We start from the raw sequence: 22,820 nt of genomic DNA on the forward strand, positions 1-22,820 counted from the left end.
ATAAATTCCTAGTAAACTGTAACCTTGTCGTTATTAGTTAAAATACATTATCTTGACTTCATCAACCTTATTCTGCATCATTCATACAATGTAAGCATTACTTTCAATATTAATAACTTGATAAAGGGAAATACTTAAAATGAGTAAAATACCAGAGATTGATATTTCTGATAGTCATATAGTCAGGCTTAATAAAATACAGGCTAGAGAGAAGCCAAACCCACGATGGAGTACACACTTCAAAAATAATCTACTAACGACAACTACAAAGCCAATTTTTAAAAAAGATGATAAGATCTTTGCTGTTGGTAGTTGTTTTGCAGAACGAATACGTACAGCACTGAACGGTCAAGGTTTTGAAGTTGGTCCACCAATGCAAAACATTGTAATGGATACTGAACGTTTCAAAATTGATCGTCTTCCAAGTCGGCCTCATATGGATTACTTTAATAGTTTCACTGTTCGCCAAGAATTTGAGCGGCATATTGGAGAGTGGAAGCAATCGGAAGATGATTACTGGACTATTAATAAAGATCCTTATTGGGGTGGCAATAAGGTATATCAGGATCCTTACCGCCGTATGGTGATAGGACGTACACCGGAAGACCTTCAAGAAGCAGTATCTCATTGCAACACTGCTATCGATAAGGGAATCAGAGAGGCTGACTTGTTTATCATAACCTTTGGTATGGCAGAAGTTTTCCGAAATCTATCTAGTGGAAAAATCGCTTGTCAAAAGCCTGGCTATTCAGGTGGTGCCGGAGAAGCTGAAACAGAATTTCATATGTCTACGTTTTCTGAAAATTATGATAACTTGAAAAGAATTACTGAAATTATTAAAACGGTTAGACCAAATGCCCAAATTGTTTTTACATTATCTCCGGTTAGTTTAGCTCGTACTTTTTCTGATAACGATATTTTAGTTGCAAACTCTGAAGGTAAAGGAATACTTCGAGCAGCAATTGGACAAATTGCTAGAGAATACGAACAGGTTTCATACTTTCCATCATATGAGATTGTCATGCACAACGCTCCTGAGAGTTTCCGTGAAGATGATGGGCGTCATGTTTCAGACTGGGTTGTTAAACGAATTGTTGACGCATTTGTTGAAACGCATGCAGACTCAAACTGATCGATTCAATTACAAGGATTACTGATGTATCAGCCGATTGACAAGCTACTGATTGAAGCTCGGGACTATAGTGTTCGACTTGAGGCAAGCGCTGCCCAAGATTTATCCATGAATCTTGATAATTATCTCAGCCCTTCTTGGACAGTACGCAAGGTGCTTGAAGGCTATGAGCGCTATGCTAAAACAGGTATCAATGATGAACTGACTTATATGCGCTTTCGAGAAGCTTTTAGTGAAACTGAAGGGCGTAGCAATCGTGTATTCAGTAATGTGATGGCTGATCATATCGGTAAGACAGAATATGATTTTTCACAGACTATTTTTGGTGAAGATATCGATGCCATTAATACTGTTAAGACAGGACTTTACCATCTAAAGCATCATGGCTTTTACAAAACTAAACTTCAAGTGCCTGCTGAAATTGTTGAGAGACTGAAAAACAAAGTTTTGAATAGCATGGAAGCTGATCATGGAAGTGATGTTGGAAAGGCTATTTTTGGAACGGACGATGCTCCTTTACAGATTAAAGGAAAGCACGGCCCATTAACTACGTTTGAAGAACTGTATGAAATTTCAAGTGACCCTATATTGTTAGCAATGGTTCAAGAGTATATGGGTGTACCACCAATTTTTAACACTCCTGTCGCTTTCTTAAATTCAGCACGAAAAGTTAAATCACAAAGAGAACTTTCAGATACGGCACAGCTCTACCACCATGATATGCATCGCTTGCAGTTTGTGAAACTTTTCATATACCTTACAGATGTTGATATGGAGTCTGGTCCACATACATTGATTCCGGGTACACACCGTAATAGACCCTCAGAAATGTGGTCAGATGGTCGGCATACAGATGGCGCAGTAATCAAGTCAGGGCTAATGGATAATGAAGTTAATATTGTTGGTCCAGCAGGAACAGTTTTTTTAGTAGACACAAGTGCTCTACACAAAGGGGCTAACCCGATCAGTAATCATCGTTTGATGGCACAGGTTCAATATACCAATTCACTATTTGGCAGACCTTGGCCTGAAACAGAGCGGAAGATTTCTCGGGTTGCAACAAGTGAAAATAGAGCATTAAATCAAGCTGCTGATCTAGTTCGAAAATATGCACAGCGATCAGGTGTCCGTTTCATGCAGAACTATATTTAATTAATGTTTTTATAACGTTATATTGTCAGGTCAGCTTTTGCTGGCCTGAATTTTGAGGGTAAGTTAAAGGTTTAACTATTTCTAAATGTATGACTGTAGATATTTTACGAGTTTTCAAGTTTTATTTATAGAAATTACTTAATAGGTTTTCAATGGTATTATATCGCTTAACCAGAAAATTAGTATTAAATCCTAAACAGTTTTTCCTGGATTTTTTCAACAACCGAAAAAATCTCAAAATTGATCCACAAAGAACTATTTTTGCCTTTAATATCAAAGAGTGGAAAAAACCTTACTTAGAGAGCTTTTATCCAAATAAAAAAATTGTATATATCCCTATAAACCTGAATGAATCTTTACTTAAAAGAAAGTATCTGCCTCATATTATCGATAATAATATTGAGGTTTTAGTTTGGGGTATGACTTTACCTAAAGTCATTAAAGACAGTAGTGCAAAAGTTACGTATGTCGAAGATGGTTTTATACGTTCAATAGGTTTGGGTTCTGAACATACTCCACCTATGTCACTAAATTTTGATTCTAAAACGGTTTATTTCAATGCACAACAAGCATCTACTCTAGAAGATACTCTTAATACTTACGACTTTGCCTCAAACTCAGAGTTAATGGCCCGTGCTATACGACTAAAGAATATTTTACTTGATACTGGGATAAGCAAATACAACCATAATTCGGATGTTGATATTAATGGCATTTACGGAGAAAAAACTAAAAACCGAGTTTTAGTGATTGGGCAAGTTGAAGATGATGCCTCTATCAAGTATGGTTGTTCTGTTCCTATCACTAATAATGATTTAGTGCGCTTGGCCGTACGTGAAAATCCTACTTCCCAAGTAATTTATAAACCTCATCCAGATGTTTTACTTCAAAAGCGTAGAATGCTTTCAGATCCAAAAGAAGTGGCAAACATCTGTAAAGTATTAGTCGATGACATCCCACTTGCTCAGTCACTAGAAACAATCGATCATGTATATACGATAACTTCCCAAGCAGGATTTGAAGCATTACTCAGGAATATACCAGTAACAACTCTTGGTTGTCCTTTTTATTCTGGCTGGGGAGTTACGGATGCTCGTCAGCCAAACTCTCGGCGTAAAGTAAAGCGAACTGTAGAAGAGATTCTTGCTGCTGCCTATATTCTGTATCCTAAGTATTTTGATTTTGATAAGAATGAAAAAGTTGAAGTAGAAGACGTTATTAAGAAGTTATTGGCTGAGAGAGCTACTCATTCTAACCTTGAAGGCTAAGAAGTATAAATTTCAAACTATATTTTATTAAACCTCTTGCGAAAGTACCAGTCCACTGACTTCCACCAATGGAGGCACAAGGACTAGCGATGATTCATGCAAGAGCTCTATCATAGCCTATTCTAATTATTACTATTTTTTACTTTTGAAATAATGATATTCTCTCAAAAGATAAAATTTTTCCTTAATAAGGTGCTTTGTTTATATGATTGGACCTAACATCACCCACGCCGTTATACCTGTCGCAGGCTTTGGCACTCGTATGCTGCCATTGTCTAAATCCGTGCCAAAAGAGCTACTACCGCTTGGCAATCGTCCTGCTATTCATTACGTCGTCGAAGAGGCAATCGCTGCGGGTATCAAGCATATCGTCTTGGTCGGTCATGCGCAAAAAAGTGCGATTGAAAACTACTTCGATATCAATGCCGAGCTTGACAGCCAGCTTAGAGCGAAAGGCAAAGAAGTGCTAGCTGATAGCTTAAACTGGCTACCAGAGGATGTGACAGTATCGATGATACGTCAGGGTAAAGCTTTAGGGTTGGGGCATGCGGTACTCGCTGCTCGACCCATTATCGGAGAGCATGACTTTGCCGTTTTGCTTCCAGATGTCGTGCTCGACCCATTTACTGGTGATATGTCTGCCGATAACTTAGCGTTTATGATGGATGCTTTTGGCGCAGACAACCATTCACAGATATTGGTCGATAATGTTGCCGATGAAGATGTGCATAAATACGGTATTGCTAAACTGAGCGATGCTAGTAATATTGATGAGCAATCAGACATTAACACTAGCTTTAAAGTCGCAGGGTTTGTAGAAAAGCCCAACTTAGCCGATGCACCTTCTAAATTAGCAGTCGTTGGTCGTTATGTTTTTAGCAATAAAATATTTGATTATTTGGCTAACACTAAAGCCTCAGTCGGTGGTGAGATTCAGCTGACGGATGCTATTGATGCATTGATTAGTGAATACGGAGTGAATGTCACGACGATGCGTGGAAATAGCTATGATGCAGGCGATATGCGCTCATATGTGCAGGCATTTATCTATTTCGCCGAGCAGCAACTAGCAGAAGATAAATAGCTGATGGTTGATATCAAAGACGACATAATCTATCACAGTGCTCGCCGTTCTAAATACTGGCAGCAACTACAGATGCTTGCTAAGCAGCCATGGTCGCTTGCACAGCTGTTTGCACAGGATGACAGTCGTGCTGCACGCTTTAGCATGCAAGCTGGCGCGCTGTACATGGACTATAGCAAGCAATGTATTGATGAGCAGATACTATCAACTCTATTTCAGCTAGCAGAGAGCTGTGAATTATCGACACGTATTGACGCGCTTATGCAGGGCGCCTTGGTAAATACCAGTGAAGAGCGTGCAGCGCTACACACGGCGCTACGTCTGCCAGAAACAGCGACTTTACAAGTTGAAAATCAAAATATCGTTGCTGATGTACATCACAGTTTAGCGCAGGTAGCGAGACTATCTGAGCGGGTTCGTAGTGGTACATGGCGTGGTTTTTCAGGTAAGGCTATCACTGATGTGGTCAATATTGGCGTTGGTGGTTCTGATCTTGGACCACTCATGGCAACGACTGCGCTTGATGAATGGGCAGACACCGAGATTGAAGTTCATTTTGTGTCCAACATGGATGGTACTCAGCTTGATAACTTGCTCAAACATCTAAATCCTGAGACAACCTTATTTATTATCTCATCCAAATCCTTTGGTACCGTTGATACCCTATCCAATGCTAAGACAGCATTATCCTGGTTGCTTGCCACTGCTAAGCTGCGTGCAGGCACTGAAGACAGTGTGTTACGCCGCCACTTTATTGGAATATCAGCCAATAGTAAGAAAATGAGTGCTTGGGGGATTCATCCTGAGCATCAGCTACAACTTTGGGAATGGGTCGGTGGTCGGTTCTCTTTATGGTCGGCGATTGGATTGGCCATTGCTATTCGTATTGGTATGTCTGGTTTTAAAGAGTTATTGGCTGGTGCGCACAGTATGGACGAGCACTTTGCACAGGCTGATTTTTCGGAGAACCTACCGGTATTATTAGGGCTGCTTGCCGTTTGGAACAGTACTTTTTTACAGGTGAATGCACATACAGTACTACCTTATGATGGTCGTCTCAGCTATTTGCCCAGCTATTTGACTCAACTAGAGATGGAAAGTAATGGTAAGTCGGTTACCCAGCATGGCGATCATATTGACTATGACACGTGCCCGATTCTATGGGGTGAGATTGGCTCCAATGCTCAGCATGCGTTTTACCAATTGCTACATCAAGGAACACAGCAAGTCTCTTGTGATTTTATCGCTTGCGTGCGGCGCTATAGTGGCGAAGTGAAAAACGCCTCATTACAACAGCAGCATGAACTGTCTTTAGCCAATTGTTTGGCGCAAAGTCGGGTACTGGCGTTTGGCAATGCTGCGCTCCAAGAGTCTGAGGTTCAAGTAGCTTCTGCTGCGGACAAGTATAAATACTACCGTGGCAATCAGCCATCAACCACGCTTTTGATCGATGAGCTGACGCCGCATAGTTTGGGAGCGCTGATTGCGCTTTATGAACATAAGGTCTACGTCATGGCCAGTATTTGGGATATCAACCCGTTTGATCAATGGGGCGTGGAGATGGGTAAGCAAATGGCAGAGTCCGTACATCAAGCGATGCAACACACGCAGCAAGAGTCTCAAGGACAATTCGACACCTCTACTGACCAGCTGCTACAACGCATTAGACAGCTGTCTTAATTCTGCTGCCGATACATTAATAAAGTGAAAAGGTAAGCTTATGAGCGCTGATTCTATAAATGATAATACTCCCAAGTATATGAATATATCTAAACCACAAGGTACTGATAGCAATCAAGTTTGTGTGCTTATTGGTCATAGTATTGAAGCCATTACCAGTGCCGTGGTGCTGGCAAGCTTAGGTCAACGCATCCATTTGTATGCGGATATGGATTTATTAACTCAGCAGATACAGCAATATGGCTTTGAGCATCATTTACAAGCGCTGTGGCAGATGTATGAGCAGCAGCAGGTTATTACCAGCAAAGCGTTGCCCGATAGTGCCGATACGTTAATAAAGTGCTATGAATCGGCAAATCATGGCGAAGTTGATAATCAAAGCACTGTAGCATTTTACTGGTTGTTTTTAGATAGCATCAAATTAGTATGGACGGAAGCCAGCTGGATTACGGCATTCAATCATAGCCATCAGCAGGTGCTACCTGTAGTTATGAGCGGTATTGAGCAGTTAGGGAAAGTCTCAGCACTGGCTCAGCAGTTACAGCGTGCTTGGATATACTATCTGCCATTTGTCTTTTTGCAAGACGGCGATGCTTATAGCTCGATGTTAAATCCTTCATTATGGTTACTCGGTGAAAAAACCGCCAACAGTAGTCAACATCTAGAAGTATTAAAACCTTTAATGCAGCACGCGCGTGCCGCCCATCACGCTGATATTGCGACGATAGAATTTGCCCGTAGTAGTATTATGGCGATGCTCGCGACGCGAGTGAGTTTTATGAATGAGATGTCACGCTTGGCGGATAGCCAACAGGTCGATATCAAGCAAGTTAGTCGTATTATGGGGCTGGACGAACGCGTTGGTAGCAGCTACTTACAAGCAGGTTGGGGCTTCGGTGGTAATACACTCCCGACTGAATTGTCTAAATTACAGCAGTCAAGCCAAACGCACAGTTTGAATATGCCGCTGTTGCAGTCAGTTATGCACATCAACGAAGACCAAAAAGAGCTGATATTCCGTAAGTTCTGGCAGTATTTTGATGGCTTTATTGATAATAAAACTGTGATGGTTTGGGGTGGCAGCTATAAAGCAGGATCTGGACGTACTGCTGGCTCAGCTATTCATCCATTATTGGCTTTGTTGTGGTCTTATAATATTCGTACGATAGTCTATAGTGACAAAGCGCAGGCCGAACTTGCTGTGCTCTATGAGCAGCAACCCTTACTTGAGTTAATTGACACTCCTTACGAGCAACTTCATGAGGCTCAGGCAATTTTTATCGTAAGTTGGTCGCCACGAGATCAATTAGATATCGCAAAAATGAATCAGCAAGCCATGCCAGTATTTGATGCGCAAAATGCGTTGACCAGAATGCAAATCAATAGCTTAGTTGGTGACTATATGGGCATTGGTCGCACTAAGTAAGTTTCTTAAAAATATTTTTTATGAAAAAGGCTCACTAATTATTATTAGCGAGCCTTTTTTGATTTTTAAACAAAGCTATTCTTATTGAACAGTATGAATTTACGCTGATACAGCACCTTGTACTGCTAACCATTCCTTTATTTCTTGTACCTTATTGGCTAACAATTTTTGATTGCCGCGACTTTCAATGTTTAATCTGATAAGCGGCTCAGTATTTGAAGCACGCAGATTAAAGCGCCACTCGCCAAAGTTTAGACTGAGGCCATCAAGCGTCGATTTAATTGGTTGCTCGCTACTGAATTTGGTTTCAATAGCGCTAATAATCGTCGATGCATCGTGAGTGGTGAGGTGAAAGTTTAATTCGCCTGAGCTGGGATAGGCGGCAATATAGCCTGTGACCAATTCGGATAAGGTTTTACCTGTGATGGACAATAGCTCAATGGTTAATAGCCAAGGAATCATGCCGCTATCACAATAGAAGAAGTCACGGAAATAGTGATGGGCAGACATTTCACCCCCGTATACCGCGCCAGAGTCACGCATGACTTGCTTAATAAATGAGTGTCCAGATTTACTGATGACGGCCTTACCATCGTGTTCTTCTATCACCGCTTCGGTATTATAGATCACTCGCGGATCATAGACGATTGATTCACTTGGATATTTATTCAAAAAGGCTTGCGCAAGCATACCAACGATGTAGCTACCATCGATAAATTCGCCACGTTCATCGAATAGGAAACAGCGATCAAAGTCACCATCAAAAGCAATGCCAAGATCAGCATTGTTTTCCAAAACGGCTTGCTGGGTAGCCACTCTATTGGCTTCGATCATAGGGTTGGGAATGCCGTTAGGAAAGCTGCCATCAGGGGCATGATGTAATTTAATCACTTCAATCGGTGCATCCACTTGTGCTAGCTTCTCAATTAATAAATCAACCACTGGGCCAGCGCTGCCATTGCCTGAGTTAATGACCAGCTTGAGTGGCTTTAGTTTATCCGTATCGATAAAGGTCATGACATGATCGACATAAGCACTTTTATCGGTCAATAATTTTAGTTTTCCTGATGGATTGTCAGTCGTGAATTTGCCAGATTCTGCAAGTGCCTGAATCTCTGCCAAACCATCATCAGCACTGATTGGTTTTGAATGTTCTTTGACCAGTTTTAGGCCATTATAATTGATAGGGTTGTGACTGGCAGTCACTTCGATACCACCCAATGCCTGATAATGACTGGTGGCAAAATATACCTCCTCAGTACCAGTCATACCCAAATCAATCACATCAATACCAGCATCAATAATACCTGCTATGGTAGCCTGTTTAAGCTGTTCACTAGAATGGCGAATGTCGCTACCGATGACAATGGCAGGTTTTAGATTTGTCATATCATTGTCATGAGTCTCACCTACTGTACTATGACGCTGATATAGAATCTGCGCAAAGGCGCGCCCAATACGGTAAGCAATCTCTTCATTCAGATTAACGCCAAGCTCACCACGTATATCGTAAGCTTTGAATGAGCTGATCGTAATAGGATTGAATTCAGTCTTTGGCTGATAGCTAATGGTCGCAGAAGTAGACATAATGGTAAAAATTCCTTGCGCGTGAGCAGTGGTAAAATAATAAAGCAGATAGCACAATTATAGGCCAATCAGAGTTCAATGATACACTAACCACTCAATGATGCATCAAACACGCGCCAATAGTTATTGATTAACTTTATACTAAGCCACCGAATAAAATAACAAACAAAACGATAAGAGCCTCCCTTATGAATACTCTCGACAATAAAATCACAGTGCCTGTACCAGTACAAGGAACACCAGAAGCCACAGGCCAGCTTGATGATCTTTTAGCATTGATGGCGCGGCTGCGAGTTGATTGTCCATGGGATAAGAAGCAAAGCAATCATAGCCTCATTCCTTATGCCATCGAAGAGGCTTATGAGCTAGGCGAAGCGGTACAAAGCGATGATGATGAAGATATCAAAGGCGAGTTGGGTGATGTGCTACTGCAAGTGGTGTTTCATTGTCAGATGTATGCTGAGCAAGGGCGCTTTGATATGAGTGACGTTATTACCACCTTACAAGAGAAGCTGATTCGTCGTCATCCGCATGTGTTTGAGGCCGAAACCCTAACAGACGATGCAGCGGTAAAAGTACGTTGGGATGAGATTAAAGCGGAAGAGCAGCACGCACGTGAGGCACGCGGTAAACCAAAGCGACGTCTGGATAATACCAAAGTAGGCAGTGCGCTCATGCAAGCACAAGATGTGCAAAAGCAAGCCTCAAAGTTGGGGTTTGATTGGGAAGGTATTGCAGGGGCAGTGGATAAGCTAGATGAAGAGATTGCCGAACTAAAAAATGAGTTGACGGATAAGTCTAAAGAAGCTGCTAAATACGACATAAGCACAGCCAATATCAGAGAAGTCGAAAAAGAACTGGGTGATTGTATGTTTGCCCTAGTCAATGTCGCTCGCAAGTTAAACCTTGATGCAGAAACAGCAACGCTGACGTGTGTGCATAAATTTAAGTCACGCTTTGGCTACATTGAAGAGCAATTAGATGTAGCTGGCAAGCGATTAGAAGATAGTGATATAACAGAAATGGATGCACTGTGGGAAGCGGCGAAACAACATGAACGCTCATCCTAAAGTCTCGTTTGCTAGCGTAGCCAAGACAGCTATTTTAGGTTGTGTTTTGGCTATCTTGATACTTAACAATGCTAATGCAGCGCCCTGTTTTGATGATCCTCAGCGTGCCTATGAGTACCTGTTGTCACAAGAAAATGCCAAAACTCAAGCGCGTGAGCAATATACTGTGAATATCAATCGTACCAGCGAAGGTGAGTTGGTTTCACTCAATGGTATCGGCAGCAGCAAGGCCCAAGCGATTATTTTATATCGTGAGATGTTTGGTAATTTTAAGACAGTTGATGAGTTAGCAAAGGTCAAAGGTATCGGTGCAAAAACCGTTGAGAAAAATCGAAGTCGTTTGAGCGTACAAGATTAAGGGCATTATTTTGCTTTAATTAACCCCGATATTGACAAAATAGCACGTAAGTAAATGTCATAACACACCTACTGCGTCCAAAATTTGTTAAACTAGTGGGTACATCCGCCTGATAAACGCTGTGTTCATCAGGGGTGGTCAAAGAATACCGGCGAGGAGTAGATGCATGGCCGAGCGTGCCGCCAAGCAGTTAGAACTGAATAAATCTGAATTACCCAATTCCATTACTGAAGTAATTGCCACTTTAACCCGAGCTGGGTTTGACGCATATATCGTCGGCGGTGGTGTGCGCGATACTTTATTAGGTCTGCGCCCGAAAGACTTTGATGCCGTCACCGATGCCAAGCCGCATGAGATTAAAGACGTCTTTGGTAAGCGCTGCCGCATTATCGGTCGTCGCTTCCAATTAGCGCATGTGTATTCAGGTCGCGAGTTGATAGAAGTTGCTACTTTCCGTGGCCCACCAACCAGTGATGCTAATACCAATCAAGACGGTATGATCCTGCGCGACAATGTTTGGGGCGATATCAAACAAGATTTCTCCCGTCGTGATTTTTCTATCAATGCACTCTATTATCAACCGCTTAAAGGTGTGGTTCATGATTTTTGTGGTGCGCTTGAAGATATTGATAACAAAATCATTCGACTGCTTGGCCATGCGCCAGTGCGTATTGAAGAAGATCCCGTGCGCTTGTTACGTGCTTTGCGTTTCAAGGCCAAGCTTGGTTTTGAATTTGATGAGGCATTGTCTGATCAGTTTCATGATGGTAATTGGGCGCTACTTGAGCAAATATCACCGCATCGCCTTTATGATGAAACGCAGAAGATGTTTACGGGTGGCTATTTAGTACCACTGCTGCCGTTATTGTTTGAATCAGGTGCGATTGACAGCTTAATTATTTATCCGCCGTCTGAGCCAAGTGCGCTAGTCAAACAAGTGGCTATCAATACGGACAAACGTATTGCAGCGGGAAAAAGTATCAATCCTGCGTTCTTTTATGCCGCGCTATTGTGGGAAAACTACCTCCATCAATTGGCAAAAGCTAAAAAACGTAATATGCCATTTGCTGAAGCACAAATGCACGCTGCTGGTAAAGTGATCGATCGTCAACGTATTAAGACCGCGATTCCTAAGTTTGCAGAGCAGTTTATCCGTGATATTTGGGTATTACAGCCAAAACTTGCAGCCCCACGTAGCAAACAAATCGTCCAGCTCTCTGAGCATCCACGCTTCCGTGCGGGTTTTGACTTTTTGTTATTACGTGAGCAATGCGGTGACGCTGAGCATCCGCTATCAGAGTCTACCAATGGTATGGGTGACTGGTGGCAGACGTATCAGACACTGTCCGAGCAAGACCAAGAGCAGGCTGTTGATGAGTTTGACGAAAATATTCGCCGTGGTGCCTATAAGCAGCAGGGACAGCGTGGTCGTGGACGCAATCGTCAAAAGCCAGAGTCAAACAGTGGTGATAACACAGTCTCTCATCAAAAAAACACCAAGCAAAGCAAAGCGAGTAACAGTGCCGAGCAGGGTAGGAATGAGCAGACAATGGTAAATGATGCGTCAAATATTCCAGCACGCCGTCGCCGCGCTGCTAGTCAATCAGCTCCTGCTAAGCAGTCTGGTAGCAACAAAAGCAATAGCCATGAGTTTCAGCAAGCAAAGCAAGACAGTAATGAGCTTGCCCAATTGCAGCAGTTGTCTCTTGCCAATACTAGCAGCCAAACGGCAAATAAACGTCATCATTCTAAGCCTGCGCCGTTATTTGTTATAGAGCATGAGAAAGTCGTGCCACCATTACAAAAGCAACTGTCAGGTAATGATAAGTCTAAACGTTCTAATGAACCTGTGCAGCAAAAAGCAGCAACTCAGAACACGTCGTCTAAGAAGGCGGAGCGAGTAGAAGGTACACGTCCGGCTCGTTCAAATAGTGTTCCATCATCTAGAGCTAAACCATCAGAGACTCAGCCTGTATCTACAACACATATTACTCGTTCGGTGGCCAGATCGCCTGCACTAGTAAGTATGAACAATGAGCCGATACCGCATAAGCGCCGTCGTCGTGAGCCTACTACGGTAGACAATGCAACGCCTCAGATAGAAATAGCGGCTAATAACGAGCAAGCTACTGCTAGTGCTAAGTATACGAAAAAAGTACCTAAGTCGGCAGTTCAGTCCGCTGATAAAGCAGATACTAAAGCCAAGAAGCCGACAGAGCATAAGCCAGTAGCGAAAGTTGCTGCTCCTGCAACAGCTAAAAAATCAGCAAAAGCGGTAGAAAGCAAAGCTGCTAAAACCAGTCAAGCGGCTCATAGCAAGGTTACTGCTAATAACGTGAGTGACAATAAGGGCCCTGTGCCATCGAAGCGTCGCCGTCGTCAGCCAAGTATTGAAAATGCCTAATATGGATAACAATACGGATGATACTGGTTGGGTTACCTGCTATGTAGGTTTGGGTAGCAATCTCGCTAATGAGCTGGGCTCACCAGCAGAGCATTTGCAGCAAGCAATTGCAACGATGCGAGAGCATGAGCAGGTATGTGATGTTCAAGTATCCTCATTTTACGCATCAGCTCCTATGGGGCCGCAAGATCAGCCTGATTTTGTCAATGCGGTTGTTGGTTTTGAGACGACGTTACCCGCGCTTGAGCTGCTTGCATTTTGCCAGCAGTTAGAGTCGCAAGCCATGCGTGCTCGTATACGACATTGGGGAGAGCGTAGTCTCGATGTCGATATTTTATTGTATGGTGAAGTACGCATTGCAGAGCCACAATTAAGCATACCGCATGTTGGATTGACTGAGCGTAACTTTGTACTGATACCGCTTCGGGAATTGGCGCCAAACTTGATAATCAAAGGTACGCCGATCGGTGATTATCTACAGAGTGCAGATTGGACAGGTTTGAAGTTACTGGCAAACGACGCATGATTTTCAAATGTTAGAATAGTCGTTGTTAGCATTGTTAATGACTGATAAAAAATATTAATGAGTAGCTGCACAGCAGAATAATTGAGGGTCATATGACGACGCTATCTACGTTAAATAAATTTAAAAAAGAAGGTACTAAGTTCACTTGCTTGACGTGCTATGACTCGATGTTTGCACGGATGATGGACAAGGCAGAGATTGATACCATCTTAATCGGTGATAGTTTGGGCATGGTCGTGCAAGGTCATGACTCAACGCTGCCCGTGACGGTCGATGATATGGCTTATCATACTGCCAATATCGCCCGTAGTAACAGCCGTGCACTCATTTTATCTGATCTGCCGTTTATGAGCTATGTGACACTGCCAGAAGCGATTGCTAATAGCCGTAAGCTTATGCAAGCAGGCGCGCACGTGATCAAAATTGAGGGCGGTAGTGAGCTCTGTGAGTTGGTCACGACATTAGCACAGGCAGGTACACCCACTTGTGTACATCTCGGTCTGACACCGCAATCAGTCAATGTCTTTGGTGGCTATAAAATTCAAGGTCGCGGTGATGAAGCAGCGGACAAACTGCTTGCTGATGCCAAAGCAGTTGTCGCTGCAGGTGCTGCACTACTAGTATTAGAATGTGTGCCTGCTGAACTTGCAAAAGCCGTTACGGAAGCCGTCGCAGTGCCAGTCATTGGCATTGGTGCTGGTGCAGATACTGATGGTCAAGTCTTGGTTATGCATGACATGTTAGGCATGGCTCACGGCCGTGTGCCACGCTTTGTTCATGATTTTCTGACAGATGAGCGTAATACTGCGCACAGTATTGAAGGGGCATTTGCCCTCTATCAGCAGTCAGTACGTGGAGGCAGCTTCCCTACTGAACAGCATCAATTCAATTAATAGTTAGTTTTACGATTATAGATAGAAGAATATTTAATCATGCCTATTATTCATCATCATATCTCAGCACTACGTGCCGCTTTACAGCCTTATCGTGGTCAAAAAAATGAGAATCAGAGCAGCCAACCACGTATTGCGTTAGTACCCACGATGGGCAACCTGCATGATGGCCATCTTGAATTAGTGAAAATTGCTAAGCAACATGCTGATATTGTAGTGGTTAGTATTTTTGTCAATCCTACCCAGTTTGGAGAAGGAGAGGATTTTGAGAGCTATCCTCGCACACTTGATGAAGATGTTGCAAAGCTAGCCACGGTTGATACAGATTATGTCTTTGCGCCTAGTATTGATGAGATGTACCCAGTATTACCGCCACCGACCTTTGTTCTTGCTGGTAATATTACGACTCAATTGTGCGGTCAGTCGCGCCCAGGACATTTTGATGGTGTTGGTATTGTCGTTTCTAAATTGTTTAATATCGTACAACCTGATATTGCTGTTTTTGGACAAAAAGACTACCAGCAGTTAGCGATTATTCAGCAGTTGGTACGTGACCTAAGCTATCCTATTAATATTATTGGTGCACCCATTGTCCGTGCTGCTGATGGCTTGGCATTATCATCGCGTAACCAATACTTGAGCGCTACTGAGCGTCACATAGCACCGGTATTACATCAAGCATTGCAGTATTTAGCAGAACGGTTAGAGAGTGGCGAGCAGAGTCCACAAGTCGTTCAATCATTACTATCAGAAACCCAGTTGCGTATTAATGATGCTGGTTTCACGATTGATTATTTAGAAATAAAAACTGATACGCTAGACTCGGTCGTTAGTGAGACTGATAATTTTAACGTAGAAAATAAAAACTTGATTATTCTGGTTGCTGCTTGGCTAGGACGTGCGCGTTTATTGGACAATCAATTAGTGATAGTAGATTAGCTACTGTTAGTTATAGTTGGTTCAGTTTAAAAGAGAGTCAAGGCAACCGAGTGCAGATGTATATGTCATACTTCAAGCGAGGTTAACGCTGTCACTCTTTTATAGAGGATTGACTATATATACATGGCGATTTGTTAAGTGCAATGGACTAGGGTGGGTAGAGCATGGATATAAATCAAGGCGAAAACAACGATCAGTCTGAGCCGGCAGCACGTAAAGCAACCTCTGATACACTTAGTATTCTCGTTGTATCGGGCCGTTCAGGATCAGGCAAAACTTCAGTATTGAATATCTTAGAAGATTTGGGATATTACTCTATCGATAATCTGCCACTGTCCTTGTTACCCGATGCAGCGCATAAATTGGTCAACGAAAGTGGTATTCATCGTATTGCGCTTGGTGTCGATATTCGTACGCCGCGTGCTGATTTATCTAACTTTGCACAAACACATGATCTGCTCAAAAAAACGTATGGCGCAAATGCTGTTCAAGTGCTCTATGTGACTGCACAAGAAAGCACATTGATAGCACGTTTTAATGCAACTCGCCGCGTACATCCTTTGATGTCGCAGGATATTGATAGTGATAATGCAAAGCATATTGCTTTTAATTTACCAGCGGCTATTAAAAAAGAAGTTGAGCTATTAGAACCAATTGCGGGTCATGCCGATATTAGAATTGATACCAGCACGCTGAATATCCATCAATTAAAAGACAGTTTGCGCGAGCATACTGGTGTCGATAATCAGATAGTCATTAATTTGCTGTCTTTCGGTTTTAAATACGGCAGTCCTATTGATGCTGATTTTGTATTCGATGTGAGAATTTTGCCCAATCCACATTGGAACCCTGAACTACGTACGTCGACAGGTTTAGATACTGAAGTGGCAGCCTTCTTTGCCGATTATCCAGAAGTCGCCGAGATGACCGATGATCTCGAAAAGTTCTTAACACGTTGGCTACCAGATTTTTTACACAATAACCGCCATACGGTGACAGTGGCGATTGGCTGTACTGGTGGTAAGCACCGTTCCGTATTCATCACCGATAATTTACAGCGTCGTCTTGCTGATGTTATGCCGAAAGGCGTAAAAGTGCTGGCTAAACATCGCGAAAAAAGTCGCTGGTAATAGCAGCAGACACTATTCATTTTATTATTTATTATTTTGGAAAGCTTTTATGATCGACTGGAAAGAACAGGATATGCGCGTCTCGCGCACAGAACTCAAAAAAGCCCATGAGCGCTTACAGCAGTTATCGATACCGCTTGCGAGTTTGTCAAAAAAACAGCTGAAAGCCTTGCCTGCCAGTGATTACTTTATGGCAGAGCTGATGGCACTTGCCGATATTACTAGCGCCAATGCGCGTAATCGTCAGACCAAACGTGTTGGCAAGCTTATGATTGAAGAAAATCGTCATGAGCTGATCAAGGCACTATTTGATTCATACTTTCCTAAAGAGCAAGTTTCTAAGATAGAGAGCTGGTATGAGCGTCTCAATATCAATGATGAAGGTACGCTCAAGCAGTTTGTTAAACAATATAAAGCTTCTGAGCACCATAGTATGTATCAGCTATTGCTTTGGATTGAGTATGCTAAGCATACAAATGATGATGAGCTAATGTCAGAGTCAAAAGCAGATTTGGCCAGTTATATTCGTGAAGTAGCTATACTGTCACAGCTAAAAAAATAATGAACGTATAAACTTGATAGCCAGGCTTAGTTTATAGAAACCACAGTTTATAGGCACATAGTGTTTATAGACCTACAGGCTAGCCAAAATGTTCAAACAGCAGTACTGAAACACAAAAAAGCCAATCATTATATGATTGGCTTTTTGTATGGCTTAATATATCTCTTATCTATATATAATAAATAGAAGCTATACTATTTTTTCTTTTCAGCACGAACTTTATCGACTAAAAAGTCAACGATCTTAGGCACAGTAGCGTCTTGACCACTGATGACATATTTACCTTGTACCACAACCGTTGGTACACCTGATACTTGATAGCGTTTGGCGCCAGCTTGTGAGCGACCAATTTTTGTACCAACAGCGAATGAATTATAAAGGCTGTTGAATTTTTTCTCGTCAACACCTTGTGAACCATACCATTTGCTTATTGACTGTTGGTCAAACAGTTTTTTACCATCTTTGTGGATTGCATCAAACATGGCATCATGTGTTTTGCTTTCGAATCCTAATAACTGCGCTGCATAGAAACCACGAGCATTGGTTTCCCAAACATTATTCATTGCTGCTGGCGTTTTGAAGAAGGCAACGTCTTTATCTTTATTCTTTGCCCATTTTTCCATATGTGGATTCAACGCGTTACAATGCGGACAACCGTACCAAAAAAACTCACGAACAATGATAGCATCACCGCTAATTTTTTCTGGATTGTCTAGCACGCGATAGTCTTTTCCAGCGACATAATCAGCGGCTTGTGCGCCTGTAGTGGCAAGACCAATAGCCATGGCTAGACCAGTCAGTGTGATGACACGTTTCATACTTTATCCTTGAGATGTAGAGATTTAGGGTGTGTTAGGAGGCTTCTATAGCAATAGTTTTGAGTGTATAAACGGTATAGCGTCGAGTATAATCTAACTATAATAGCGTATCGACTATGATAATGTAAAATGTGTGTACTTGTGAATCTGATTCTTAACCAATGGTTGTAAAGCTGTGAGCTATTATTTAAGGTATATTGCTTATTGTTCTAGACACTCATTATTATTAGTTTTTATGGCTTTTGATATTGTTTTTAGAGTTTGGTCGTCTGAATGGTATGCTGCTTGAGCTTATTACCAAGGGTGGCGGCCCAAATGATTCAAAGTGATGATTGGCTAGAGTTTGTTATCACACTTCACAATCGGTGACGATGTCCTCACAACAAAATGGCTGCTCGCATGCTAATATTAAACGCATAATTGCGTACTGTATATGATAATGACAATAAAGGAAAAACGCTATGAGTTCAGCTCTATCTTCCCAGCCTTCTTTGAATGAGCAAATGAATACCACCGTCAATGATACCCATGCTAATGCTATCAATGTCGATCCTAGCGAAGTTGAAAAGTTTAACAACTTGGCCAGTGAGTGGTGGAGCAATACGGGCGCGTTTGCAACCTTACATGAAATCAATCCATTACGCTTAAATTGGATAGAAGAAAACGTTAAGCGCAGTTATCAAAGCCACGACTCTAGCAAGTCAGCTGAGACTGGATTAGCGGGTAAAAAAGTGCTGGATGTCGGTTGTGGCGGCGGTATATTGTCAGAATCAATGGCACGTCGTGGCGCTGATGTGACGGGGGTTGATTTAGGTACTGAAAATCTAAAAGCAGCAGCGTTACATGCAGAGCAGAGTGGTTTAGAGGATACTTTGCGCTATCAACATATTCCAGTAGAGAGCTTAGCACAGACGCATGCAGGTCAGTTCGATGTGGTGAGTTGTATGGAAATGCTTGAGCATGTTCCTGATCCGAGTTCAATTGTGCAGGCTTGTTTTGATCTACTAGCACCAGGTGGCGTTTGTGTACTTTCGACCATTAACCGTAACCCCAAATCATATTTGTTTGCCATTGTTGGAGCAGAATACGTACTGCGCTTACTGGATCGTGGTACGCATGATTATGCCAAGTTTATTACCCCAGCCGAATTAGATAAAATGGCAGGCAATGCTGGATTTGTGCGTAAAGACATCATTGGGTTGCATTATAATCCATTGACCAAGCGTTATTGGCTGGCACAGAATGTCGATGTCAATTATATGATTGCTGTACAAAAACCAATGGCTTAAAAATCTGATACTGTGTTCGGTTGCTTTTGTGACATCATATTTTATTAATCTTGTTATTCACCTTGAGAGTATTTGCTATGGCCCAATTTGTAAAAGCAGTGTTGTTTGACCTCGATGGGACCTTAATTGATACTGCTGCTGACTTCGTCCGTATCATCGGTAAGATGAGCCTCGAAAACAATTGGCAAGCACCACCTGAGTCGGAGATACGTGAGCAGGTTTCTGCCGGGGCCTCAGCGATGGTACAGTTGATGTTACGACATAACGAGCAACTCGATGTCAGTGAAGAAACCTTGCTTGATTTTCGTCAGCAGTTTTTGGATGATTATGAGGCAGATATATGTGTCGATAGCTGTGTATTCGCTGAATTAGAGGAAGTGCTTACAGACCTCGAAGCGAAAAGAGTGCCATGGGGTATTGTGACTAACAAGCCGCGTTATTTGGCAGAGAAACTATTAAACACAATGCAGTTGGACGAACGCTGTGCGGTGTTGGTCTGTCCTGATGACGTGTCTCGCCCAAAACCTGATCCAGAGCCTATGTATATGGCACTCGAAAAGCTAGGTATACCTCGTGGTGCAGCTGGCTGTGTGATTTATGTTGGCGATCATATACGCGATATCGAATCTGGTAATGCAGCTGGCATGCCGACGATTTTGGCAGCATATGGTTATATCCCGCCGCAAGATCAAAAAAACCTAAAGAAGTGGGGCGCAGACTACATTACCGAGACACCTGAGCAATTAAGTAAATTGCTGCTGACATCTGGTAAATTTGATTATTTATAAAACATAGAGCAAAAGTATGGATATAAATGATATCCAATGAATAACTCTGAATCAGACAATGTAAGAAAACATCCCAACCTATTAAACGATAAGCAGTGAGCAATTACATGAGCGCAAATATTGACCAATCGGCTGACCAACAAGATATTCAAAACACCAAGCAACCTTTAACTCATGATGATATTCGTCGTTTTGTGCCATCTGATAATTGTTTAGATGGTAAGACTATTTTGGTGACGGGTGCCGGTGATGGTATTGGTCGAGTCGCTGCATTAACCTACGCTCGCTATGGTGCGACGGTTCTGCTGCTTGGACGTACCAGTAGCAAGCTGGAATATGTGTATGATGAGATAGAGAGCTTTGGTGGTAATCAACCAGCGATGTTACCGATGAATCTAGAAGGCGCAACGTATGCTGAAATGCAGCAGCTCGAAGGATTGATTGGCAAAGAAGTCGGTAAACTGGATGGTATTTTGCACAATGCAGGTCTGCTTGGACAGCTGACGCCGCTTGAGATGTATGACGTTGATACCTTTTCTCAAGTGATGAAAGTTAACTTTACCTCGACGTTTATGCTCACCCAAGCGTTGCTACCACTACTTAAAGATGCGGATAATGGCTCTATTGTCTTTACGTCTAGTACAGTTGGTACACATCCTCGTGCATTTTGGGGGGCTTATGCGCTCTCAAAGCAAGCGGTAGAGGGTATGAGTGATATCTTTACTCAGGAGACGCAGAGCACCACTAATTTGCGTTTTAACTGTGTCAATCCTGGTGGTACTCGTACCAACATGCGCGCCCATGCATACCCAGGCGAAAATCCTATGAGCCTAAAAACACCTGAAGATATCATGGCAGGCTATGTTTGTCTGATGAGTGATGACAGCATCGGTGTACGCGGGCAAGTGGTCGAGCTGCAACCAAAAGATTGATGGTGTGATTATTTGCTAGGGAATGTGGTTATTTATCACTTTCATACATATCTTTTGCACCTAGCAGTAGGTTGTAATCAGTTATAAAAAACCCCATCTATCTGTTATTAAAGTGATTTGTAATAACTAATGATAATAAATAGGATGGAATTATGGCAGGTGGTTGGTCAAGAGATGGTGCTGAGCACGAGCAAATGGATGCGACCGTTAATGATGCACTGGAACGGGCACGACGTTCGCTGCCAACGGGCGATAGTGCTGAGCTGTGTGATGAATGTGGCAATCCCATTCCAGAGGCAAGGCGTTTAGCCGTACCAGGTATTCAACACTGCGTAGGTTGTCAGACAGAACTTGAACAAGAGGCACGCGCTGCCGAATTGTTCAATCGTCGGGGTAGTAAGGACAGTCAACTACGCTAAAAAGTAAAAGGGCGGACATTGCTATTTTATATCGCAATGTCCGCCCTTTTTTTGTCTATTACTATAGAACCAATGCCATTAGCTCAGTATCGTATGCTTCCCAGTCTATAGAATAAGAAAGCGCTGTCTTATCTCTTTCTTCTGAACCATCGCTTTCTACCGCTGAATCGTTGTCATCATGACTAACTTCATCCAACTGCAAGATGATTTCCAACCGACTATCAACCTGAGGACTGACCGTGCTCGTGGTCAAGCTGTCAGGGGTAAAATTAATTTGTAGCCAGCCATCAGACGTACGTACCACGCCTTTGATGCGTTGCCAGCTTGGTAGCCTTAATAGCCAACTCTGTAATTCATCAGCTTTCAATACATAGTGTGCTGGCAGTCGCCATCCTGCCAATAGTATGTCTTGCTGCGTTTCATGATAGCGGTAAGGCTGCTCTGTATCGGTAATGATCTCATCATCATTGTCTACTAGAACGTTGGACGATGGGGAAGATAACGAAGCAGCTGATATAGCGCCAACCCGAGGTTGTAAGCCAATCACTGACTTGTTAGGGCGAGCGATATTTATCGTGCGTTGTTTTGAGATCGTCTGACTCGGCTTGGTGAGTTGAATGCTTAACTCTGATAGGCTTGATTTTGATAGATGGATATTGGATGAGTCACTCGTCTCATGAGATAGCTGCTCAGACATTGTCCAAATGATGTTTACCTGCGGATTTAATTTGATTATCCACGTTTGTAGTGCCTGTTTTTCGCTATCACTTAGTTGGGTATAGCGGTTAATCACCAACACATCAGCATCGCGGACATGCGCTTGAAACCCATCATTATTGCGATATTTATCTTGTTGCCATTGCGCACCACTAAGTACGGTTATCACCGCTTGCATTTTAAGCGCTGTCTGCCAATGCGGAGCACTGAGTTGCATGATCAGCTCACGTGGATGAGCAAGCCCTGTCGGCTCAATGAGCAGGCGCTGGGGATGGTGCTCACTGAGTAGTCGGCTGATAGCTATTTGTAAAGGTAGCTGACTGGTACAGCAAATACAGCCACCGCTGACCTCACGAATCGCAATGTTCTTTTGCTCACTCGAGTTGTCTTGTGAGCTGGCTAGTAATGCACCATCAATACCAATACGACCAAATTCATTAATCAGTAATGCCCAGCGTTCATCAGTTGGTTTTGTTGCAAGCAGCTGATTAATGACAGTGGTTTTGCCAGCACCCAAAAACCCTGTCACTAAGGTGCAGGGTATGTTTTGAAAGATAATAGGGTTTTTCACAGAGATACTCATCATATTGGCACGTGTTTGTGAACAACCAAACACGGCCTATATTAAAAGAAATGACATCAGCCA

21 protein-coding genes are annotated in these 22,820 nt (G+C 42.6%); 18 read left to right on the top strand and 3 right to left on the bottom strand.

All coding sequences use genetic code 11. The features are described 5' to 3' along the window. The first annotated feature begins 139 nt into the window (after window positions 1-139). From I6E84_RS01050 to I6E84_RS01075, 6 genes are all read left to right on the top strand, one after another. The gene (locus I6E84_RS01050; RefSeq protein WP_197099629.1) at window positions 140-1,132 is read left to right on the top strand and encodes a GSCFA domain-containing protein; all 993 of its coding nucleotides are present in this window, start codon (window positions 140-142) and stop codon (window positions 1,130-1,132) included. A 24-nt stretch (window positions 1,133-1,156) separates the two neighbouring features. Continuing rightward, complete coding sequence (locus I6E84_RS01055) at window positions 1,157-2,284, top strand: phytanoyl-CoA dioxygenase family protein (RefSeq protein ID WP_197099630.1); 1,128 nt, start codon at window positions 1,157-1,159, stop codon at window positions 2,282-2,284. 152 nt (window positions 2,285-2,436) lie between these two features. Next, the gene (locus I6E84_RS01060; protein ID WP_197215569.1) at window positions 2,437-3,552 is read left to right on the top strand and encodes a hypothetical protein; all 1,116 of its coding nucleotides are present in this window, start codon (window positions 2,437-2,439) and stop codon (window positions 3,550-3,552) included. A 205-nt stretch (window positions 3,553-3,757) separates the two neighbouring features. Continuing rightward, complete coding sequence (locus I6E84_RS01065; protein ID WP_197215571.1) at window positions 3,758-4,636, top strand: UTP--glucose-1-phosphate uridylyltransferase; 879 nt, start codon at window positions 3,758-3,760, stop codon at window positions 4,634-4,636. A gap of 3 nt (window positions 4,637-4,639) precedes the next feature. Continuing rightward, complete coding sequence (gene pgi / locus I6E84_RS01070) at window positions 4,640-6,316, top strand: glucose-6-phosphate isomerase (RefSeq protein ID WP_197099633.1); 1,677 nt, start codon at window positions 4,640-4,642, stop codon at window positions 6,314-6,316. Between the two features lie 79 nt (window positions 6,317-6,395). Continuing rightward, on the top strand, window positions 6,396-7,742 hold the full coding sequence (locus I6E84_RS01075; protein WP_413786927.1) for a UDP-glucose/GDP-mannose dehydrogenase family protein: 1,347 nt from the start codon (window positions 6,396-6,398) through the stop codon (window positions 7,740-7,742). Between the two features lie 99 nt (window positions 7,743-7,841). Here I6E84_RS01075 and I6E84_RS01080 read toward each other — a convergent pair whose 3' ends face one another. Then, the gene (locus I6E84_RS01080; RefSeq protein WP_197099635.1) at window positions 7,842-9,329 is read right to left on the bottom strand and encodes a phosphomannomutase CpsG; all 1,488 of its coding nucleotides are present in this window, start codon (window positions 9,327-9,329) and stop codon (window positions 7,842-7,844) included. 188 nt (window positions 9,330-9,517) lie between these two features. Here I6E84_RS01080 and mazG point away from each other — a divergent pair, with 188 nt between their 5' ends. The 8 genes from mazG (at window position 9,518) to yjgA (ending at window position 17,211) form a co-directional block, all read left to right on the top strand. After that, complete coding sequence (gene mazG / locus I6E84_RS01085) at window positions 9,518-10,399, top strand: nucleoside triphosphate pyrophosphohydrolase (RefSeq protein ID WP_197215574.1); 882 nt, start codon at window positions 9,518-9,520, stop codon at window positions 10,397-10,399. Continuing rightward, window positions 10,383-10,757, top strand: a complete 375-nt coding sequence (locus I6E84_RS01090) for a ComEA family DNA-binding protein (protein WP_197215576.1) — start codon at window positions 10,383-10,385, stop codon at window positions 10,755-10,757. The genes mazG and I6E84_RS01090 overlap by 17 nt, the downstream gene beginning before the upstream one ends. Before the next feature lie 166 nt (window positions 10,758-10,923). Continuing rightward, window positions 10,924-13,161, top strand: a complete 2,238-nt coding sequence (pcnB, locus tag I6E84_RS01095) for a polynucleotide adenylyltransferase PcnB (protein WP_197215578.1) — start codon at window positions 10,924-10,926, stop codon at window positions 13,159-13,161. A 1-nt stretch (window position 13,162) separates the two neighbouring features. Next, window positions 13,163-13,687, top strand: a complete 525-nt coding sequence (folK, locus tag I6E84_RS01100; protein WP_413786924.1) for a 2-amino-4-hydroxy-6-hydroxymethyldihydropteridine diphosphokinase — start codon at window positions 13,163-13,165, stop codon at window positions 13,685-13,687. A gap of 92 nt (window positions 13,688-13,779) precedes the next feature. Beyond that, a complete protein-coding gene (panB, locus tag I6E84_RS01105) occupies window positions 13,780-14,580 on the top strand; it encodes a 3-methyl-2-oxobutanoate hydroxymethyltransferase (RefSeq protein WP_197215580.1) in 801 nt (266 codons plus the stop codon). 39 nt (window positions 14,581-14,619) lie between these two features. Then, window positions 14,620-15,519, top strand: coding sequence for a pantoate--beta-alanine ligase (gene panC, locus I6E84_RS01110; RefSeq protein WP_197215581.1), 900 nt, complete (start codon window positions 14,620-14,622; stop codon window positions 15,517-15,519). Window positions 15,520-15,683: 164 nt separating this feature from the next. Then, entirely contained in the window at window positions 15,684-16,649 is a 966-nt protein-coding gene (rapZ, locus tag I6E84_RS01115; protein WP_197099642.1) for an RNase adapter RapZ, read from the top strand. Window positions 16,650-16,698: 49 nt separating this feature from the next. Further along, complete coding sequence (yjgA, locus tag I6E84_RS01120) at window positions 16,699-17,211, top strand: ribosome biogenesis factor YjgA (RefSeq protein WP_110922009.1); 513 nt, start codon at window positions 16,699-16,701, stop codon at window positions 17,209-17,211. 194 nt (window positions 17,212-17,405) lie between these two features. Here yjgA and I6E84_RS01125 read toward each other — a convergent pair whose 3' ends face one another. Then, window positions 17,406-18,029, bottom strand: a complete 624-nt coding sequence (locus I6E84_RS01125; protein ID WP_197215582.1) for a thiol:disulfide interchange protein DsbA/DsbL — start codon at window positions 18,027-18,029, stop codon at window positions 17,406-17,408. Between the two features lie 461 nt (window positions 18,030-18,490). On the opposite strand from I6E84_RS01125, the gene ubiG reads away from it, so the two are divergent. The 4 genes from ubiG to I6E84_RS01145 all read left to right on the top strand — a co-directional run bounded on the left by ubiG (window position 18,491) and on the right by I6E84_RS01145 (window position 21,457). Then, window positions 18,491-19,318 (top strand): bifunctional 2-polyprenyl-6-hydroxyphenol methylase/3-demethylubiquinol 3-O-methyltransferase UbiG, encoded by an 828-nt coding sequence (gene ubiG / locus I6E84_RS01130; RefSeq protein WP_110922007.1) that lies wholly within the window; start codon window positions 18,491-18,493, stop codon window positions 19,316-19,318. 77 nt (window positions 19,319-19,395) lie between these two features. Next, the gene (locus I6E84_RS01135) at window positions 19,396-20,106 is read left to right on the top strand and encodes an HAD family hydrolase (protein ID WP_197215583.1); all 711 of its coding nucleotides are present in this window, start codon (window positions 19,396-19,398) and stop codon (window positions 20,104-20,106) included. A 107-nt stretch (window positions 20,107-20,213) separates the two neighbouring features. Further along, entirely contained in the window at window positions 20,214-21,038 is an 825-nt protein-coding gene (locus tag I6E84_RS01140) for a YciK family oxidoreductase (RefSeq protein WP_227681256.1), read from the top strand. A gap of 152 nt (window positions 21,039-21,190) precedes the next feature. Next, window positions 21,191-21,457, top strand: coding sequence for a DksA/TraR family C4-type zinc finger protein (locus tag I6E84_RS01145; RefSeq protein WP_110922005.1), 267 nt, complete (start codon window positions 21,191-21,193; stop codon window positions 21,455-21,457). Window positions 21,458-21,518: 61 nt separating this feature from the next. Here I6E84_RS01145 and I6E84_RS01150 read toward each other — a convergent pair whose 3' ends face one another. After that, window positions 21,519-22,760 carry a CobW family GTP-binding protein gene (locus I6E84_RS01150; protein ID WP_227681257.1) on the bottom strand — a complete coding sequence of 414 codons (1,242 nt, stop codon included), beginning with the start codon at window positions 22,758-22,760 and terminating at the stop codon, window positions 21,519-21,521. Between the last annotated feature and the right edge of the window lie 60 nt (window positions 22,761-22,820).

Origin of the sequence: Psychrobacter sp. SCQQ22 (assembly GCF_015864605.1) — a bacterium.
GTDB lineage: Bacteria > Pseudomonadota > Gammaproteobacteria > Pseudomonadales > Moraxellaceae > Psychrobacter > Psychrobacter fozii.

Coding starts and splice junctions, on each gene's coding strand:
- I6E84_RS01050 (WP_197099629.1), top strand. CDS start 140: ATGAGTAAAATACCAGAGATTGATATTTCTGATAGTCATATAGTCAGG.
- I6E84_RS01055 (WP_197099630.1), top strand. CDS start 1,157: ATGTATCAGCCGATTGACAAGCTACTGATTGAAGCTCGGGACTATAGT.
- I6E84_RS01060 (WP_197215569.1), top strand. CDS start 2,437: ATGGTATTATATCGCTTAACCAGAAAATTAGTATTAAATCCTAAACAG.
- I6E84_RS01065 (WP_197215571.1), top strand. CDS start 3,758: ATGATTGGACCTAACATCACCCACGCCGTTATACCTGTCGCAGGCTTT.
- pgi (WP_197099633.1), top strand. CDS start 4,640: ATGGTTGATATCAAAGACGACATAATCTATCACAGTGCTCGCCGTTCT.
- I6E84_RS01075 (WP_413786927.1), top strand. CDS start 6,396: ATGAATATATCTAAACCACAAGGTACTGATAGCAATCAAGTTTGTGTG.
- I6E84_RS01080 (WP_197099635.1), bottom strand. CDS start 9,329: ATGTCTACTTCTGCGACCATTAGCTATCAGCCAAAGACTGAATTCAAT.
- mazG (WP_197215574.1), top strand. CDS start 9,518: ATGAATACTCTCGACAATAAAATCACAGTGCCTGTACCAGTACAAGGA.
- I6E84_RS01090 (WP_197215576.1), top strand. CDS start 10,383: ATGAACGCTCATCCTAAAGTCTCGTTTGCTAGCGTAGCCAAGACAGCT.
- pcnB (WP_197215578.1), top strand. CDS start 10,924: ATGGCCGAGCGTGCCGCCAAGCAGTTAGAACTGAATAAATCTGAATTA.
- folK (WP_413786924.1), top strand. CDS start 13,163: ATGGATAACAATACGGATGATACTGGTTGGGTTACCTGCTATGTAGGT.
- panB (WP_197215580.1), top strand. CDS start 13,780: ATGACGACGCTATCTACGTTAAATAAATTTAAAAAAGAAGGTACTAAG.
- panC (WP_197215581.1), top strand. CDS start 14,620: ATGCCTATTATTCATCATCATATCTCAGCACTACGTGCCGCTTTACAG.
- rapZ (WP_197099642.1), top strand. CDS start 15,684: ATGGATATAAATCAAGGCGAAAACAACGATCAGTCTGAGCCGGCAGCA.
- yjgA (WP_110922009.1), top strand. CDS start 16,699: ATGATCGACTGGAAAGAACAGGATATGCGCGTCTCGCGCACAGAACTC.
- I6E84_RS01125 (WP_197215582.1), bottom strand. CDS start 18,029: ATGAAACGTGTCATCACACTGACTGGTCTAGCCATGGCTATTGGTCTT.
- ubiG (WP_110922007.1), top strand. CDS start 18,491: ATGAGTTCAGCTCTATCTTCCCAGCCTTCTTTGAATGAGCAAATGAAT.
- I6E84_RS01135 (WP_197215583.1), top strand. CDS start 19,396: ATGGCCCAATTTGTAAAAGCAGTGTTGTTTGACCTCGATGGGACCTTA.
- I6E84_RS01140 (WP_227681256.1), top strand. CDS start 20,214: ATGAGCGCAAATATTGACCAATCGGCTGACCAACAAGATATTCAAAAC.
- I6E84_RS01145 (WP_110922005.1), top strand. CDS start 21,191: ATGGCAGGTGGTTGGTCAAGAGATGGTGCTGAGCACGAGCAAATGGAT.
- I6E84_RS01150 (WP_227681257.1), bottom strand. CDS start 22,760: ATGATGAGTATCTCTGTGAAAAACCCTATTATCTTTCAAAACATACCC.